Source organism: Bacillus sp. FG16 (assembly GCF_057809515.1).
The window spans coordinates 1-16,690 of the sequence record NZ_JBMDKC010000019.1; the positions used below are offsets into that span (position 1 = coordinate 1).

The following is a 16,690-nucleotide window of genomic DNA, read 5'->3' on the forward strand; positions in this document are numbered from 1 at the left end:
ATCAGGATTTCTTACAGGCGATCTTACCTACATGGTTTTCGGAACACCAAAAGCTCCGTGTCATGCAATTTCCGATTCTGTTACGCTATCCACAGTTGATGTTGTTGCCACTAAAATTCACGGAATATTCAACCTTTAGATTTCAGGTAAGAGATAATAAATATAAGAGAGAGCAGTTAGCCCAGTTGCCATATAAGCAGTCAGAACTTGTAGAATGGTTATTCGATAAGAAAGTATCCAAGAAAGAACGCAACCTTTTATTTGAAAATCCACGTGTATGGGTGTGGTACAAACATATTGTCCATCTCATTGAGAATGTGGATATAAAACAATATATGCTAGAAAACTTAGCAAGAATCCCTGACGTACTTCATTCTCACAATCTGTCCATTGAAGATGTAATCGGACAACTGCATCCGAGTTATTTACAGGAGTTCGAACGGATGAAACAACATTTCAAAAGTGAAAAAAGATTTGCGAACGCAATCATACAACAGGTGAAAAGGCATGAGGAAGATTGTGTATTCGAATATATGAGAGATATCGTGCGAATGATGGAAATGTTACAGGAGGAGATGCCGACGTATGAAGTACCAAAACTATATGATTTAGAAACATTACACGATGTATTGGCAAGTGATTTAAATAAAGTAGAATACGCATACGAGGAAATACAGTACGAAAAGGAAGAAAAGCTAAAATTGGAAACAGAAACGAATGAGTATCGTTTTCTATTAGCAACGAGCAACCATCATTTAATAGAAGTGGGAACAAAATTAAACATATGTGTCGGTTCGTATGCACGAGAAGCAATCCATAAGGATGTATACATTGTGGTAATGGAAGAGAAAGGAACAGAGAAAGTCACACATTGCCTAGAATTTCGTTGTAACGGAAGGGGGCGGTGGTCTTTGGTACAAGCGAAGGGGAAATATAATGATGTTCCATCAGAAGAAATCAGCCGTCTTCTGGTTGAGTATTGTGCAGAAAGAAACATACGGATTGCAACGCATGATATTGATTTTGAAAGTCCTTTAGAGTTAACAAGCTAAATTTAAAAAGTTGGAGGAATTTGTGTGAAAGTGATACTATGTGAAAAACCGCAACAAATGAAAAGCTACTCGGAAGCATTTCAAAGTGCCAAACGAGAAGGTACACATATTACGGTGAAGGACAAAGAAATCTTTGGAGATGAAGAAGTCGTCATGATTTCGGCACTGGGCCATCTCATCGAATTATGTAACCCTGATGAGTATAAAGAAGAATGGAAAAACTGGAGTATGGACCAACTGCCTATTATTCCAGAAGAGTTTAAAATGAAGGTGTCAAAAGATAAAAAGTCGATTTTTCAAAATGCGAAACAATGGCTACAAAAAGCAGATGAAATCATTATTGCGACTGATCCTGCTAGAGCTGGAGAAGCGATTGCAAAAAATATTATTATTATGGCAGGCGTGAACGACAAACCACAAAAACGCTTGTGGGTTAAGAGTATGACGCATGATGCGGTTCGAAAAGGATTTCAAAACTTGCGAGATGCAGAAGAAACATATAGTTATTATTTAGAAGAACAAGCCCGTTCTGTTAGCGATTGGATTATAGGCATGAATGCCTCACGAGTATTTACGCTGTTGTTCCGAGACAAGAAAGGTGTCAAAGAAGTCTTCAGTGCTGGACGGGTGCAATCAGCCTTGTTACACTTAATTCGTCAACGCGAGAAAGAATTAGAGAATTTCAAAGTGCAATCATTCTATGAACTTCATGGGTATTTTGAGGCGAATGGAATACCCTATGTCGGAAAACTCCTCCAAGATCATAACATGATGAAACTCCATTCAAAAGAAGAAGCGCAGGGAAAGTTACAACAATTGCGACAGTATACAGCACGTATACAAAAGGTGACAGTAGAACAAAAATCGAAACAAGCGCCGAAATTATATAATCTGTCGAGCTTACAAGCAAAGCTGAATAAGAAGTATAAGATGTCACCTAAAGTTGTACTAGAGACAGCCCAGAGTTTATATGATAAAAGAATGCTCTCGTATCCACGAACAGAATATCAGCATATTCCTGTTGCAGAAGCAGCACAATTACCAAGTATTCTAGAAAAGTTAGCAAATATCACGGATTATCAAACTTTGATTGAAAAGAAAGAAAGAGAAACCATCGTAAATCAGAAAGCATACGTGGACGATGAGAAATGCGGAGACCATTACGCACTGATTCCCACGAATCAAGTTCCTGACTTAGAAACCTTATCAAAAGAAGAGAGGTGGCTCTATGATGAGGTCGTGCGTAGCGTGATAGCAACGTTCTATGAACCTATGACGTATAATCAAACAGAACTGTTCACTGAAGTGAATCACGAGGTTTTTAAATCGACAGGGAAGCAAATCACCCATCTTGGATGGCAAGTCGTGTTTGGAAAAGAAGAAAATGAAGAGAAAGAGAACCAAAAAGAACAGGCGCTTCCACTTGTAGAACAAGGTCAAACTGTAGAGACAACAGAAATCAAGTTACATGAAGGGAAAACACAACCTCCTAAACTATATACAGAAGGGCAATTGATTACAGTAATGGCAAAACATGATATTGGCAGCGAAGCAACGAGATCAGGCATTATAGAGAGAATCAAAACACTGTTGTATATCAAAATTGAAAAGAACATCGTACATGTAACAAACAAAGGGAAAATGATGGTGGAAGCAATTAAGGATACCGCAATTGGCTCACCCGAATTAACTGCAAAATGGGAAGGCTACTTGAAGGGAATTGGAGAAGGGAAGAAAAAGGATAAGCCTTTCGTAGAAACCTCCAAAAAGTTAGCGCAGAAACTCATCAACGAAGCAAAAGACCAAGTAAACACATGGGCAATAGAAGAATTTGTTGAACAGAAAAAGACAGACTATCATCTAGGAGAGTGTCCATCCTGCGGAAACCCTGTCGTAGATAAGAAAACGATATATGGCTGTTCTGGATATGCGAAAGACAATCCGAAAAGTTGTAGGTTTTCTGTTTCGAAAGAATTTTTAGGACAGAAGATTAGCGAGAGTAATCTGGTGAAGTTGTTAGAGGGCAAGAAAACGACGCTGTTAAAAGGTTTAAAGGGGAAATCAGGAAAAGAATTTGATGCGTATCTAAAATTAGATGAGGGAAACATTCAGTTTGTATTTCCGAAGAAAAAGAAAGCAGCAAGTACAACGGAATAAGAATGGAGGACTCTACAGTAAAGTCGTAGAGTCTTTTTTTATTAATAATATGACACGAACTAAAGCTTTGCATATATGGAGAATAAAGCGAACCATATTAAAGAATAAGAAGGTTTTCCTTTGCCTTTTGGGGTAGAGGGTGGCTCGTCGTGTGGGGACGATGCCCCACGGTTTAAAACGTCTGGTGACAATGGATGGAAAACTAAATAGGAGGACGAAAGGCTAGCGGTTTGGCTCGTATACTGGAAAGATCAAGCCGATAGAGAAAACACTTGCTTTTGGGTATGTCGGCTTGGCGACGCCATTTCACGAGCCAAAAAAAGTTGGGCAAGGATTATTTTCACTGCAATAACGGAGTGAAGCAGTAAAAATAAAAGGTGGAGATTTTCTGAAGCATAGCGAAAGAAAATACGACCTGTTCCTTGCGGAACTTTTAGCCTTTTAAAGGTAGATGTTTTTTGTTTTGTTTATTTTTTGAATATTTAAAAACGGAAGAATGTTATAATTGTAGGAGAGAAAAAGGAAAGTAGTGATACATATGTTGGCTATCCAAAAACAGAATCAGCAAAAGAATATTGAAAAAGAGCCATTGTTTAATTTTCAAAGTATAGATGAATATTTACATGGTTTGGTGAAATCGAAAAGTATCTTTAGTTTGTGTTTACTGGTATTGATAAGTATTGCGGTGGTATATATTCCATATGGTGCTACATTAAAAATTTGGTTGAAGGATATTCCGATAGTGTTGAAATCAATCATTAAGGCATTCGTATATACAGGCCCAATTGTTGTTGTCTTTTGTTATCTTTTTAGAGATGTTATGAAAGAGTTATTTCAAAAAATGTCGTTTAGACAACATATGATATGTGTGATTGCTGCTATAGTACTAATTGTATTGGGTTTATATTGGGTTCTGTTTTTAAACAGTGTAATTTCAATTAATCCAGCCACAAATGTGATGAATAAAAAAAGTGAGCAAGAAATACTTTTGAGTATTCCGGGAGTGTTTATTCAACTATTGGGTGAAAATACTATGTTTATTTCATTCTTGTTATTTTGGTATAAATGCATGGAATACTTAAAAATAAGTAGTAAAGTGATAGTTGTCGTTTCAATATTCTTAGCAGGAATTACTTTTGGTGTGATGCATCTGACTGCTTATCAATTCAATATTTTACAATGTATTTTAATAATTGGTATACCAGCCACGACTCACCTTTTGTGGTTTGTTAAATATAGAAATATGCACATGGCATATTGGTTACATGTTTATTATGATTTAATCCTGATATTGTGGGGAGTTTTGGGATGAAATAGGTTTATATAAGAAATGAGAGCAAGTAATAGATTAGATAAAATCTTAGAAAAAAGACGAACCGGTTAGCACGTCTTTTTTTGTTTTGAAGGAATGATAGACAATTCCACCTATAATCATGTTAGGTGACTTCATTCTAGAGTGGCAATTAATATGGTAGGGTGGAATTGTTAGTCCTAATATATCCTAAGTGAAATGTTTTTATGCAGAAGTTGGTTTATTCAGTCCACATAGAGTCCGGTTATGGTAAAATATAGAGGACATATGTATAGTGAGATTCCAATTCTATTGATGAATTGGAATCATTTTTTACATGTAGCTGTTCGAGGAGAATAATCACGCATAAAAACATACACGAATTGATCTAATTCTTGGCTACATGCAAGAACAATGGGGTCTGTATATCCGTATGCTTTTACCAACTGTCGCAGTTGTTTCTTTTTTTCTTCCATTTGTTTTTGTAAGTGGGTAACATCAGATGTAGACATGGGAAACCTCGCTATTTCTACAGATTGATATCAACTTTTTATAGTATATGCAGTTTTTAAAAGAATGAAAACGGTCACATCAGGTGTGAGATAGTCTATGTGTACAAAAGGAGGACATTTCTATGAAAGCAACAGGTATTGTACGGAAAATGGATAATTTAGGACGAATTGTGATACCAAAAGAAACAAGACGAAATTTACAAGTAGATTCAGGAGATGTGCTAGAAATTTTTGTAGAAGAGGATGCGATTATTCTACAGAAATATCAATCGTATGGTACTTGTCCGATTACAGGAGAAATTTCTCCCCAGAATATCAAACTAGCGGATGGAAAGCTTACGTTGAGCCCAGAAGGGGCGAAACAGCTTATGGAAGAATTAGAACAATACAAAGTAACGGTATGAGAAGAATAGGGGGCGAATTCGTTGGAAGTGAAATTACAAGCATTCCAAAAGGATAAAAGCAAGAACATGCCATCTTTACAGGAACAATTGTTGCAAGAGGCGTTTCAAAAGAGGAAGGATATCACTTTAATTCTGTTAAAAGGATTGCATGTAAAAGGAATAATAAGAGGATTTGATACTTATTCTGTTTTAATAGAAGTTGAAGGAAAGCAACAGCTTGTATATAAACATGCGATCTCCACGATTCGCTTCTAAAATAAAACAGTAGCATGATTCCTACTGGATTCATGCTACTGTTACAGAAATATTATTTAGCGTTTACAGCTTCTTTTAATGCTTTTCCTGCTTTAAAGGCAGGTGTTTTTCCCGCAAGAATAGTAAGCGCCTCACCAGTATGTGGATTGCGTCCTTCACGTGCAGCACGTTCTCTAACTTCGAATGTACCGAAGCCAAGCAGCTGTACATGGTCTCCATTTTGTAGTGCATGTTGAATGGACTCTAATATTGCATCTACTGCAAGACTTGCTTGTGGTTTTTTTAGTTCAGATTGTATTGCGACTTGTTTGATTAATTCTGATTTATTCATGAGGCACCTCTTATTGTGATTATTATTTGTTTTAGTATAAAGGGAGAAAGAGAATGGTGCAAGGTGGTTTGTGAGATAGGAACTCTATAACAGAAATGGGGGAGAAAAAAGAAGATGAAAAATGTCTTTAGCACGGAAATAAGTTGTTTTGAACGTGTCTCAGAAATATTAAGGGTATTGGCACATCCTATTCGTCTACAAATGGTGCATCAATTATTAAAGAAGAATGCTTTAAATGTTACGGAATTACAAAAATATTTAGACATGCCACAATCCACTGTTTCGCAACATCTCGGTAAGTTAAAATCACATAAAGTCGTAGCATATGAGCGAAAAGGATTAGAAGTATTTTATCGAGTAGACGATGAAAAAGTGAAACAAACGCTGAAGATACTGATAGGTTAAACAGATAGATTCGTTTATATGTCTAGTCATGTACGGATGAAAATAATGACCGAGGAGGGGTGTTCTTCTATGAATAGAAATTCACATTACAATTATATAACAATAAAAGAACTTATCTTTATCCATGCCTATGTAACAGGGGAAGAAATCCCATCTGCACAAGCATTACAAATACTGGAACAGTTTGCTCCTGAAGAAATACCAGGTACAATTAGACAAGCACGTCGGTATCGTATACGGAAAAATGGAGAAGAATTGTTCGGATACTACAGACAGAAGCATCCGAAATTATTTGATAAACAAAAATTATACACGTATGAAGAGTTGAAACATCGAGCGGTGAACTATTGTTCGTCTCATTTGGTGATTCACATGTAATTCAAGATGTACAGGAGAATGCTCTGCCTACTTGAACATCCTTGAAATTGGTTATTATATCCAATTCATTAGTCGAGAGGGATAAAAAACGAACGCTCAGATTCCTCTCTAACGAAAGATAAGGCGTTTCCAAATACGTTTGAGTCTCGAAAGGGAAAGAGCCCCCATGCAAGGAGATAAGAGGATGAAAATATGGGTAGTAAATAGTTCAGGTAGAAAGGGATATAAATCAGTGAGGATAGGCGCATATACAAGTAAATACATAAAATTTCACATACCATATTATTTATAAAAACAAAATACATCAACATTAGTGACAAGGGTTGCTTCTTCTCTCCTTTCTCCGCTACAATAGCTATATATAATATGAAATAAGAAAGGTGACTCACTTTATGGATCAACCTTTAGTCAATTTACGAGTTGATTTTGCTTTCAAACAATTATTTGGAACAAGAGGAAATGAACAGATTTTAATGCAATTTTTGAACGTGACGTTAGCGTCTTCGCTTTCTTCGCCGATTCAAACGCTGAAAATAGAAGACCCACATATGCACCGCGAATATGAAAAAGACAAATTGTCTATTCTAGATGTATTAGCAACTTTAGACGATGATACCCAAATTTCTATTGAAATTCAGCTCTCTGATCAACATGATTTTCTCAAGCGCAGTTTATATTATTGGAGTCGTTTATATGCTTCTCAAATGCAAAAAGGTGGCTCTTATGATGCATTGCGAAAGACCATTACCATTAATATTTTGAACTTTTCTGTTTTTCCAGAATATGAAACCTTCCATACAACAGGAAAACTGTGGGATATTGAATTGCAAAAACTACTGATCGAAGATATGGAAATTCATGTGATTGAAATCCCTAAACTAATGGCACAATGGAAAGAAGAACAAGTTAATCCATGGGAAGACGATTTTGTGAGATGGTTGCTGTTACTATCCGCAAACGAAGATACACAATTAACGCATACACTGGAGGAGATCGCCATGAACCGAGATCCGATTTTAAAAGATGCGATGCAAAAGTGGGAAAAGATGAGTCAAGACCCTGCATTCCGTATGTCCTATGAGGCAAGACAAAAGGCTCTTATTGATGAAGCTTCTAAGTATAAGTATGCCGAAAAGAAAGGCATGGAAAAGGGAAGAAAAGAAGGCATTCAAGAAGGTATGGAAAAAGGAAAAGAAGTAGGTATTCAAGAAGGTAAATTATTCGAAAGAGAACAGTTAATCCGTGGCATGCATAAAAACGGCATGGAAATCGAAGATATTGCGAAGTTTACGAATATGAAACTGTCGGATATACGCTATATTTTAGACAAATAAAGTGTGCCGTACACTTTTTCTTTAGGTACAGATGATTCTTTCTGGCCATTTGTACCTAAAGAAAAAGCACCTAAAAAACGAATATTCAGAAATTTAAGGTGAAATGGATAGGATATGATAACCCCTGAGACCAGGTTGTTGCTCTGGACGAATAAATCATTTAGATGTTTGGGCTAAATTTGAAATAACCCCTGATATTTTCAGAATATTTTGAAAATTACACTCCACTCGAAGATGCTGGTGTTACTTCTTTTAGAATATAAGCGTAATTTCCATTTTTATTGCGGAGAATACAAAAGTGAACGTTCATATTCCTTTCTAACAACGAGAAGAATAGCAAATAATACATTTGTATGAAAAAGAGTAAAAACGGTAGATATGAAGTGCTGGATATGTATAAAGAGAAGAAGGGGTTTTACCGAAAAATAGAAGTATGGTTGGGAATGATTTAAAATTGCACGTACCCTACTATTCCAAAAATAAACAAAGGTTTCGTCTTATCCCTTTTCTTCGCAACAATAGGCATATAGAATAAGAAATACGACAGGTAGCTCATTCTATATATAAAAGACAAATTATCTATTCTAGAGTTTCAAATCCGTTTATTCTAGTTAATACTTTGACGGAATGAAGATCACTCGCTTTAAGTATAACTAAGATTGTTTTGCTCGTAACACCTGATCCAGAGAACCCCAAACGTTAAATAATTGGAATATTTTGTATTAATACCCCTTTTCGGGGGATGGGCAAAGAAACAAATATAAGAAAAAATAGTGATGGCGACGATTCTTTCTCCCGTGCAAGAAGTTTAATCGTTACATTTCTAAAGATAAACTTATACTATTTTAATATGCCATAAAAATTGATTCTTTTCAAATTATTTTCCATGTGAATGCTGATTTGCATATTCTACATAACGCTTTACTGATAAATGAGAAAGGAATCCTGTTCTTTTTATGATTTCCTCTGTAGACATATTCCTTTCTAGACAACATAGAATAAAGGTATTCCGTAAGTGCTGTGCGGAAATTCCTTTTCTCAGTTGCGCTCTGGCTACTTCTAATCGAATCATCTTTTGTACAGCAATGGCTGTTAATGCTTTCGGGGCATCATTGTCATACACCCAGCGAAATGTGCCTCGTTTAAAATCAAATGCGACCAATAAAGGATCCGTACTATGATATCTAGGGCGAACCGGTTCAGGTATCGTTTTATAGTACGTAAATAAACGTATTTTATCCTCTTCCTTTAACATAACCCTTCTCTCTGTCCCTTTGTTATGTAAAACAGTAATCATGTTCTTTCCAAAGTGCACCTGTTGCATCTGTAACGACACGAGTTCTTGTAGTGTAAGCCCATAATCCAAAAGAAGTGATAGGATGGATACATTTCGATCTATGAGAAGTGGTCGAACGGAAAGTTGTTCTTCTGACAATCCCTCAGGTGAAGAAAGAATGTTTTTCAGCTTTTTCTCTTCTTCCTTCGTAATAAAGTCCTCCTTGCGTAGGGCCCGATTCGGTGGAGTCATTCCCTGCATTTCTACAATAGGACTTGGAATATCCAAGAACTGATACAATTTCTTTAACACGACTGCAATCCGGTGGATGGTTTTCTCTCCATACTTTCGTTTATATATGAGTTCCTGAAAATAGGCTTCAAAATCCTCTTTATCTATCTTGTTCCATACGTTCTTTTCTTGAAAACGATTCGATGTTTGCAGCCATCTTCCAAAGTCCTCAATATCATAGACATATCGTTTAATTGTGGATGCCTTCCTTCCACGACTAGATAAGAAGAAAGAAAAATTTTGCAAAGTATCCTCAAATTCTTTTCTATTCATGTACCTATCACCTCACTTTTTCAGTATGATTTTAGTCCTGTACAATTTTCATTTCAGCTTAGCTGGGTATTTCCAATCTCTCTTATCTTTTTTATCAGAGTTTATCTTTGTTTTTTGTTTCTTTTGCTCTACTTTGTTCTTCACCTGATTTTGTTGTTCTACTGTATCTAACTTTGTTTGCATTTTCTCTATTTGTTCTTTTACGTCTTTAATCTCCAACTTGATTTCTGATAGTAATCTTAAAATGGCATCACCTTTATTCATAACAACCACCTTATTTCGGAAGATGAATATTTTCTCAACATATAATAGATTGAATTTTCTGTTTAATTCAGTATAATTAAGAAGAATAACTGTCATTATTCCCTTCTCTTAGGACGGACTATGCCAATAGAACCGTTCTTTTTTATTTCCAATTCACAAAGTTTTCTTATTCAACTTTATTTTTTTATATTACAATGAATTCTCACTAAAATGGCACAGAGTAACTCTTACCCTTCATTTATTATATCCGAGGTCCGGTCAAAATGCTACGTGAAAATTGCCTTACAAATTTGTAATGATTACGTAAGGATAATGGATAGTAGGTTGCAATCATTTATAGTACTGTATGGAAAGAATGTAAAAACTAATAAAAGGGGGAAATAATTTTGAAAAACAAACACATGCTGAATCTATGTAGTGTATGTATAGGTATGATGGCATTACTATCCATCCCCATCCATACTTCGGCAGAGACCGTTACGTCTAATCAACAGTGCCATTCTACAAATCCATTAGACTTTCATTCAACATGTAAATCAGAAGCTACAGCTTGGGGAAATGAACTATTTAATTTGTGGAATAAATTAACTCCACAAGTAGAAAAAGATGCTATACGAGGCTATACCGCGATGGATTATATTAGCATTAATGGATATCTTCGTTCTGATTATTATGATGTTCTAGATCAAGCTAAAATAGAGAAAAGTATTAAACAGATCGATCGTGCTTTTTCCAAAGTGAGATTACATGAGGATATAATAGTTTATCGACGAGTAAGTGAACAGGCATTTGGATTGCCCGGTAATTCATTAGTGAACCATGCTGAACAAGAGGAAAATCCAGTTAACAGTGTTTCAAAGATAAATAGGGAGAACTTTGAATTCTTTAAAAATAGATTTCAAGGAAAATATAAAAAAGATCCAGCATACATAAGTACTAGCATCGTAAAAGATGCAGCAGAAGGATTTAGCGGGGCTCCTATTTTGATGAAAATACATGTACCTAAAGGCGTTCCAGCTATATATGTAGACCCTTTAAGTAATGTTCCTGGAGAAATGGAATTACTTTTCCCAAGAAATAGATCATATAAGATTACAAATATATCACCAGTAATTGAAAAAGATAGAGAATATATTATGATGGATGTGGAGATTTTAGATATCTCTTCTAATTATCTTAATAAACGTGCTACCAACATCGTATATGACGACAGTTTGCCATCACTATCAAAATAACTGTAACAAAGAGAGCATTCATATGGATGCTCTCTTTGTATGTAAAGGTGTACTTTTACAGATTCATAGAAACATAGGGAAAACTACATCCATAAAAGTTGTATTTTTATTTTACAGATATCTTTAATATTCCTTATACCTTTACAGATATAAATGAGCTATAATTGTGTTCGAGGTGAAAGAATTGCAATATAAAAAATTTGGATATGTAAGAGTTTCCAGTAAAGACCAAAACGAAGAACGCCAGATTGAAAATATGAAATGTCTCGGGATAGAAGATCGGGATATTTTTATCGATAAGCAGTCAGGGAAAAATATGAAGAGAGAAAATTATCAAATGCTAAAACGCTTAGCTCGTACGGGGGATACAATTATTTTTGATTCCTTAACAAGATTAGGTCGTAGCATGAATGATGTATTAGAAGAATTTAGATATTACGAACAACAGCGAATTAACTTACAATTTATTAAAGAACCTTTTATTAATGTGAATTATAGTGGAGAAAGTACAAATGATGTCATACAGCAGGCTGTACAAAAAGCAACTCTTACCATTCTTTCTGCTTTTGCAGAAAAAGAAAGGAATGATATCAAACAACGACAAGCAGAAGGGATTGCATTAGCGAAGAAGCAGGGAAAACTTTTAGGAAGACCACCGGTACAAATTACAGAGCAATTTATTGAGGCATATGAGGCATGGCAATCCGGAAAAATTACGGCAGTCGGGGCGATGAGAAAATATCAGATAAAGCGTTCTTCTTTTTACAAACTAGTAAAAGAATATGAAGCGCAAGAAACTACAAAACATGCCGATAAAAAAGAATGCCATGTAGAGAAAGGATAATTGAGTTTCTTCCTATTATATAGAAAGGACAGCGGAGACATTTGCATCCCTCTCGATTTCCTAAACGGGTCTTGCAAAATTTGGCGAAGACGTAATACCTGTCAAGGGGATCCCTTGACAGGTAGAGGTTGCTATTACACATGTCAAACAGAGTACATCCATGCCGCAATTTTTAAACAAACGTTTGATTCGTCATTATTTGTGTTTTTTGCAAAATAAAAGTGCAGAGTATTGCAGCGAAGTTTCCTGCATGCAACTTTACTTGGAGAAGAGGGCATGATAGCCTGAGTCGGCACGCCAGTTATTGATACTGCTGGGTTCTTGGCGAATGAGTCATGCCCTTAGAGGCTCCATGTCAAGTTGCTCACCTCTGTATTTTGCGTTGCACTTCTCTGTATTTTTGCTCTGCTGAAAACATTATTTGCACAAAAGCAGAAGGATTGGCTATAAATAGCCGATCCTTCTATTTGAATGTATCTTTAATTATTAAACTGTGTCGTGAGGACCGAATGTTCATTTTCCAACAAAATATTGAGTAATATATTGTGCCCAAAGTTCATTTCCTGTCGTACTAGGAAAGCCATGTTCATTTTGTAAATAAGGTAATATAGCTTCTGAATTGGGGTCTGGCCAAGCCTGCCAATGATTCAAATATATGTACTGATGTTGCTCTGCATACAGTTGTAATTCTGAAATTAATTTTGGATAGTGGGTAGCATTATAAATAGGGTTTGGTGGTTGTATTATGACAGTTGTACCTTTTAAACTTCCTGTTACTAGTTTCAAAAAACGATCCAAATTCGCCAGAGACTCTTTATTCTCCTCTCTACTATTGTCTGTTAGCAATGGTGGTTGAAATAAAATGACATCTGCTTCTAAAGCGATTAACTCTTCAAAACGTTTATTGGAAAGTAAATCAGTTGTACTCTCATCCTTCCACTCCCTTAATGTAATGTTCCAAACACCATTACCATATGTTTTTTTGATTTGCTCAGTTGCCTTTATCGGCCAAGCATCTTGACTGCTTGAAGATGCTTGATCACCAACGATAACAAGATGAACAAGCTTTTTGCTAGAAACCGCCTTCTTTATTTTCTCCTTCACAACATCTGGAAGGTTTTTCGCATACGTTTCATAATTTGGTGATACACTTATTTGTTCCTCCTGTTGTATCATTTCATAGTCTTGTTGTACTATTTCATTTGTCGCCCTTATAATTTTCTCACGCCAATGCAATTGTCCGTATACAACTGTTACTGCAAACAAGAGACAAATTACGCTTCCAATACATAATTTTTTATTCATGTATCTACCTCATTTGTTTATATTTCTCATCACGAATAAAGTCCAATTGCTTTCAAATCAATTGGACTTTATTTAATAATACTTCAATAACATTATGCTTTTTTATTTTGAAAATTTTTCAAATCTGGTTTAGATAAAAGTTTTGTCAATACAATAAATCTTGCTGGAGCATCACCGATGTAATCAAAAGGATAACAAGTTGTTAATGTTAATGTTTCATAATCAGTAGGCACAATAATTGTTTCATCTTTAGCGTCAGTAATTTTAAAATCTATTATTTCATAGACAAAATTACCGTACGGAGTTGAGAAGTCAATTGAATCGCCCTTCTTTAAATATTCAAGTTTTCGAAAACTTGTATTACGGTGCCCACTCAATACCACGTTTCCATCTTGACCTGGCAATGAACTACCTGCAAAATGGCCAGCTCCTAGCTTTAATTCTTTCTCATGTGTACCTTGCACAACAGGAACTTTATAATTGAGAGTTGTAAAGTTTAAATCACCAATCTTCGATCCAGGAGCCGGTAACTCAGACCAAATTTGTTTGAACGCTTGCTCAGGTTCTGTCGGTTTATAAGGTGTAAGAGCTGTTTGAGCTAATAATACTGTTTGTTTAGTTAATTCCCATCCGAAGAAAGTGATAATTCCAAACCCAGATAAAATAAAAAAGATGGGGATTCCAATAATCACCCATCTCCATTTACTTTTACGAACCTTGTTCTTCATATAATTAACCTTTATTCAATTGTTCTGATCTACGAACAATACGAACTGCTGGAATTAATGCTGCAACACCTAAAAAAAACACCAAACTACCGATTAACAAATAGGTTTGCTCATTTGATGCTGTATTTGGCATTTGTGCACTTGCCATTGGAACAAACTTTCCAGTTTTATTCAGTTCTCGTTTCGCATCCATTGCCACATTAAGCGAGTTTACCATATTTTTAAAATTACCTGGTGTGATCATTTCCTGCGTGGGGTTAATTGTTGCTAACAACTTACCCTCTAAATCTTTTAATTGAATCAAAACATCGTCATTCAAATTGTAATCAAGAAGATCTAAGGATTTCCCTTTTTTATCAACAATATCTACTTGTAAATGCGCTAATTTTACACTATCAAGAAACAAACGAAGGGCCTCTACTTTTTGGGCTGATGTTAAACTAGTCAATTTTTTCGCTTCTTGTAAAATCTCATTCACTTTCATCACATTTGCATTAATTTGATTTTGCTCTTGTTCCGTTAAATTAATGGATTGCAAGTAGGCATACAAATAATCTACTTGATCAAGATGTAAAGTATTTAATGCACTCACCATTTTTTTAGAAGCATCTGTACTAGTATCCGCATACGCTAATGGTACGGAAAACATCGTTAACCCCATTCCCATGATAGCAGCTAGAGAGCTCTTTTTCATGATTCTTTTAAAATTCATAAGCTTCTCTCCTTTTCTGTTTAATTTCACCACCAAAACTTAGCCTTTTATTTCATTCCTAATCACCTCCCTTCTAAACTAAAGAAGATCTTTATCATTTGTGTAATAGTTTAGTTTTAGGAGATAAACTAAACTATATAAGTCGTACTTATATTCTCGACATCACCATAGGATGTTTAAAACATCCTATAAGTCGTTATAACTTACATTCAAATGTATTTAGGTATGTTGAATTTCTAAAGAGGACCTATATATTAAACCTTTATCTTTTCATTTGTCACCTCTAATCTACCAATTGAAGAATAATATAATTCGAATTTTCTAACCTCATTTAAATCATAACAATTGCGCCCATCAAAAATATTAGCTTGCTTCATCAATTTCACATACTTACTTAAAGGATAGTTCTTAATTTCATCCCATTCAGTAACAATGAATGTTACATCAGCATCTTGTATAGTCTTATCTATACTTCTCATGTATTCTACTTCAGATGGCAAAAATTGAGTTGCATTATTCATTGCAACTGGATCATAAGCTTTAATTACAGCTCCCATTGCTACTAATTCTTGGGCTATTACTATAGAAGCAGCCTCACGTATATCATCTGTATTCGGTTTAAACGCCAGTCCTAATATCGCCACTTGTTTACCTGCTAAGTTTCCTAATTTCTTTTTAGCCTTCTGTACTAACAAGGATCTTTGTTTATTGTTCACATAAATAACTGATTTTAGCAATTCAAATTCATAGTCTACATTACCAGCAATTTGTACCAATGCATGTGTATCTTTCGGAAAACAAGATCCTCCATATCCAATTCCAGCTTTTAAAAACTGTGTACCAATCCGTTTATCTAATCCCATTCCATACGCAACATCATCAACATTAGCGTTGACTTTTTCACAGATATTTGAAACTTCATTAATGAAACTGATTTTTGTTGCTAAAAAAGCGTTGGACGCATATTTGATTAATTCTGCACTTCTAATAGTTGTTTGAAATATTGGAGTCCTAAATGGTTTATTCACTTCTTGAACTATATTTGCGATTTCTTCACTATCTGCTCCTATTACAATACGATCTCCATGAAAACTATCCTGAATCGCTGATCCTTCCCGTAAAAATTCCGGATTTGAAACCATATTAATTTTTACATCAAATTTTAAATGCCTGAGAATTAAGTCTTTTAAATAATCATTCGTTCCTACTGGCACCGTACTTTTCGTCACAATAATCATATCTTTTTCTATACTTCCAGCTATCTCCAAAGCCACTTGTTCGATATATTGTAAATTTGCTGAGCCATCTTCTTTTTGCGGGGTACCTACTGCAATATAAATCAAATCTACATGTTTTAGAACTTCACTGTATTCAGTTGTAAAAGACAATCTCCCTGCTTTAATGTTTTTTTGCATTAATTTATCTAATCCCGGTTCATAAATAGGTGAAATGCCACCCTTCATTTTTTCTACTTTTTTTTTATCGATATCAATACAAGTTATCTCATGACCAATATCAGATAAGCATACACCGGTAACTAACCCTACATAGCCTGTACCAAAAATAGCGATTTTCATGTACTAACCTCCTAATCTTTTAAACCAATTTACTCTAAATTATTTACGGTTAACTGAACCACTACC

At 35.2% G+C, this 16,690-nt stretch carries 18 protein-coding genes; 10 read left to right on the forward strand and 8 right to left on the reverse strand.

The window, feature by feature from the left end:
* From ACODS7_RS09445 to ACODS7_RS09455, 3 genes are all read left to right on the forward strand, one after another.
* Positions 1-1,052 (forward strand): PcfJ domain-containing protein (locus ACODS7_RS09445; RefSeq protein ID WP_488826467.1); only part of this gene is annotated, 1,052 nt, incomplete at its 5' end.
* A 24-nt stretch (positions 1,053-1,076) separates the two neighbouring features.
* Positions 1,077-3,209, forward strand: a complete 2,133-nt coding sequence (locus ACODS7_RS09450) for a type IA DNA topoisomerase (RefSeq protein WP_488826469.1) — start codon at positions 1,077-1,079, stop codon at positions 3,207-3,209.
* 538 nt (positions 3,210-3,747) lie between these two features.
* A complete protein-coding gene (locus ACODS7_RS09455; RefSeq protein ID WP_488826471.1) occupies positions 3,748-4,521 on the forward strand; it encodes a hypothetical protein in 774 nt (257 codons plus the stop codon).
* A 305-nt stretch (positions 4,522-4,826) separates the two neighbouring features.
* Here the strand turns inward: ACODS7_RS09455 and ACODS7_RS09460 are convergent, their stop codons facing one another.
* Positions 4,827-5,012, reverse strand: a complete 186-nt coding sequence (locus ACODS7_RS09460; RefSeq protein ID WP_336458097.1) for an aspartyl-phosphate phosphatase Spo0E family protein — start codon at positions 5,010-5,012, stop codon at positions 4,827-4,829.
* A 122-nt stretch (positions 5,013-5,134) separates the two neighbouring features.
* Between ACODS7_RS09460 and ACODS7_RS09465 the strand changes: the two genes are divergently transcribed.
* A complete protein-coding gene (locus ACODS7_RS09465) occupies positions 5,135-5,416 on the forward strand; it encodes an AbrB/MazE/SpoVT family DNA-binding domain-containing protein (protein WP_023521105.1) in 282 nt (93 codons plus the stop codon).
* 21 nt (positions 5,417-5,437) lie between these two features.
* Positions 5,438-5,671: an RNA chaperone Hfq gene (gene hfq, locus ACODS7_RS09470; protein ID WP_065486652.1), complete on the forward strand. Its 234-nt coding sequence runs from the start codon at positions 5,438-5,440 to the stop codon at positions 5,669-5,671.
* A gap of 52 nt (positions 5,672-5,723) precedes the next feature.
* Here hfq and ACODS7_RS09475 read toward each other — a convergent pair whose 3' ends face one another.
* Positions 5,724-6,002: an HU family DNA-binding protein gene (locus ACODS7_RS09475; protein WP_488826474.1), complete on the reverse strand. Its 279-nt coding sequence runs from the start codon at positions 6,000-6,002 to the stop codon at positions 5,724-5,726.
* 114 nt (positions 6,003-6,116) lie between these two features.
* Here ACODS7_RS09475 and ACODS7_RS09480 point away from each other — a divergent pair, with 114 nt between their 5' ends.
* The 3 genes from ACODS7_RS09480 (at position 6,117) to ACODS7_RS09490 (ending at position 8,119) form a co-directional block, all read left to right on the forward strand.
* Positions 6,117-6,407: an ArsR/SmtB family transcription factor gene (locus ACODS7_RS09480; RefSeq protein ID WP_488826476.1), complete on the forward strand. Its 291-nt coding sequence runs from the start codon at positions 6,117-6,119 to the stop codon at positions 6,405-6,407.
* Between the two features lie 69 nt (positions 6,408-6,476).
* Positions 6,477-6,785 (forward strand): hypothetical protein, encoded by a 309-nt coding sequence (locus ACODS7_RS09485; protein ID WP_488826478.1) that lies wholly within the window; start codon positions 6,477-6,479, stop codon positions 6,783-6,785.
* Positions 6,786-7,177: 392 nt separating this feature from the next.
* Complete coding sequence (locus ACODS7_RS09490; RefSeq protein WP_488826480.1) at positions 7,178-8,119, forward strand: Rpn family recombination-promoting nuclease/putative transposase; 942 nt, start codon at positions 7,178-7,180, stop codon at positions 8,117-8,119.
* A gap of 877 nt (positions 8,120-8,996) precedes the next feature.
* Here the strand turns inward: ACODS7_RS09490 and ACODS7_RS09495 are convergent.
* Together ACODS7_RS09495 and ACODS7_RS09500 are read right to left on the reverse strand one after the other, a co-directional pair.
* Positions 8,997-9,959 (reverse strand): tyrosine-type recombinase/integrase, encoded by a 963-nt coding sequence (locus tag ACODS7_RS09495; RefSeq protein ID WP_488826482.1) that lies wholly within the window; start codon positions 9,957-9,959, stop codon positions 8,997-8,999.
* A 48-nt stretch (positions 9,960-10,007) separates the two neighbouring features.
* Positions 10,008-10,223, reverse strand: coding sequence for a hypothetical protein (locus ACODS7_RS09500; RefSeq protein WP_488826484.1), 216 nt, complete (start codon positions 10,221-10,223; stop codon positions 10,008-10,010).
* 386 nt (positions 10,224-10,609) lie between these two features.
* Here ACODS7_RS09500 and ACODS7_RS09505 point away from each other — a divergent pair, with 386 nt between their 5' ends.
* Positions 10,610-11,458 carry an ADP-ribosyltransferase gene (locus ACODS7_RS09505; RefSeq protein WP_488826486.1) on the forward strand — a complete coding sequence of 283 codons (849 nt, stop codon included), beginning with the start codon at positions 10,610-10,612 and terminating at the stop codon, positions 11,456-11,458.
* A gap of 184 nt (positions 11,459-11,642) precedes the next feature.
* Positions 11,643-12,302: a recombinase family protein gene (locus ACODS7_RS09510; RefSeq protein WP_488826575.1), complete on the forward strand. Its 660-nt coding sequence runs from the start codon at positions 11,643-11,645 to the stop codon at positions 12,300-12,302.
* A 513-nt stretch (positions 12,303-12,815) separates the two neighbouring features.
* Here ACODS7_RS09510 and ACODS7_RS09515 read toward each other — a convergent pair.
* The 4 genes from ACODS7_RS09515 to ACODS7_RS09530 all read right to left on the reverse strand — a co-directional run bounded on the left by ACODS7_RS09515 (position 12,816) and on the right by ACODS7_RS09530 (position 16,624).
* Positions 12,816-13,607, reverse strand: a complete 792-nt coding sequence (locus ACODS7_RS09515; RefSeq protein ID WP_470215713.1) for an SGNH/GDSL hydrolase family protein — start codon at positions 13,605-13,607, stop codon at positions 12,816-12,818.
* A 92-nt stretch (positions 13,608-13,699) separates the two neighbouring features.
* Positions 13,700-14,335: a class D sortase gene (locus ACODS7_RS09520; RefSeq protein ID WP_327940505.1), complete on the reverse strand. Its 636-nt coding sequence runs from the start codon at positions 14,333-14,335 to the stop codon at positions 13,700-13,702.
* Positions 14,336-14,339: 4 nt separating this feature from the next.
* Positions 14,340-15,047: a cell wall anchor protein gene (locus ACODS7_RS09525; RefSeq protein ID WP_488826489.1), complete on the reverse strand. Its 708-nt coding sequence runs from the start codon at positions 15,045-15,047 to the stop codon at positions 14,340-14,342.
* Between the two features lie 254 nt (positions 15,048-15,301).
* Positions 15,302-16,624, reverse strand: coding sequence for a UDP-glucose dehydrogenase family protein (locus ACODS7_RS09530; RefSeq protein WP_488826491.1), 1,323 nt, complete (start codon positions 16,622-16,624; stop codon positions 15,302-15,304).
* Between the last annotated feature and the right edge of the window lie 66 nt (positions 16,625-16,690).

Coding starts and splice junctions, on each gene's coding strand:
- ACODS7_RS09465 (WP_023521105.1), top strand. CDS start 5,135: ATGAAAGCAACAGGTATTGTACGGAAAATGGATAATTTAGGACGAATT.
- ACODS7_RS09520 (WP_327940505.1), bottom strand. CDS start 14,335: ATGAAGAACAAGGTTCGTAAAAGTAAATGGAGATGGGTGATTATTGGA.
- ACODS7_RS09460 (WP_336458097.1), bottom strand. CDS start 5,012: ATGTCTACATCTGATGTTACCCACTTACAAAAACAAATGGAAGAAAAA.
- ACODS7_RS09480 (WP_488826476.1), top strand. CDS start 6,117: ATGAAAAATGTCTTTAGCACGGAAATAAGTTGTTTTGAACGTGTCTCA.
- ACODS7_RS09485 (WP_488826478.1), top strand. CDS start 6,477: ATGAATAGAAATTCACATTACAATTATATAACAATAAAAGAACTTATC.
- ACODS7_RS09515 (WP_470215713.1), bottom strand. CDS start 13,607: ATGAATAAAAAATTATGTATTGGAAGCGTAATTTGTCTCTTGTTTGCA.
- ACODS7_RS09475 (WP_488826474.1), bottom strand. CDS start 6,002: ATGAATAAATCAGAATTAATCAAACAAGTCGCAATACAATCTGAACTA.
- ACODS7_RS09500 (WP_488826484.1), bottom strand. CDS start 10,223: ATGAATAAAGGTGATGCCATTTTAAGATTACTATCAGAAATCAAGTTG.
- ACODS7_RS09490 (WP_488826480.1), top strand. CDS start 7,178: ATGGATCAACCTTTAGTCAATTTACGAGTTGATTTTGCTTTCAAACAA.
- ACODS7_RS09495 (WP_488826482.1), bottom strand. CDS start 9,959: ATGAATAGAAAAGAATTTGAGGATACTTTGCAAAATTTTTCTTTCTTC.
- ACODS7_RS09530 (WP_488826491.1), bottom strand. CDS start 16,624: ATGAAAATCGCTATTTTTGGTACAGGCTATGTAGGGTTAGTTACCGGT.
- ACODS7_RS09525 (WP_488826489.1), bottom strand. CDS start 15,047: ATGAATTTTAAAAGAATCATGAAAAAGAGCTCTCTAGCTGCTATCATG.
- ACODS7_RS09455 (WP_488826471.1), top strand. CDS start 3,748: ATGTTGGCTATCCAAAAACAGAATCAGCAAAAGAATATTGAAAAAGAG.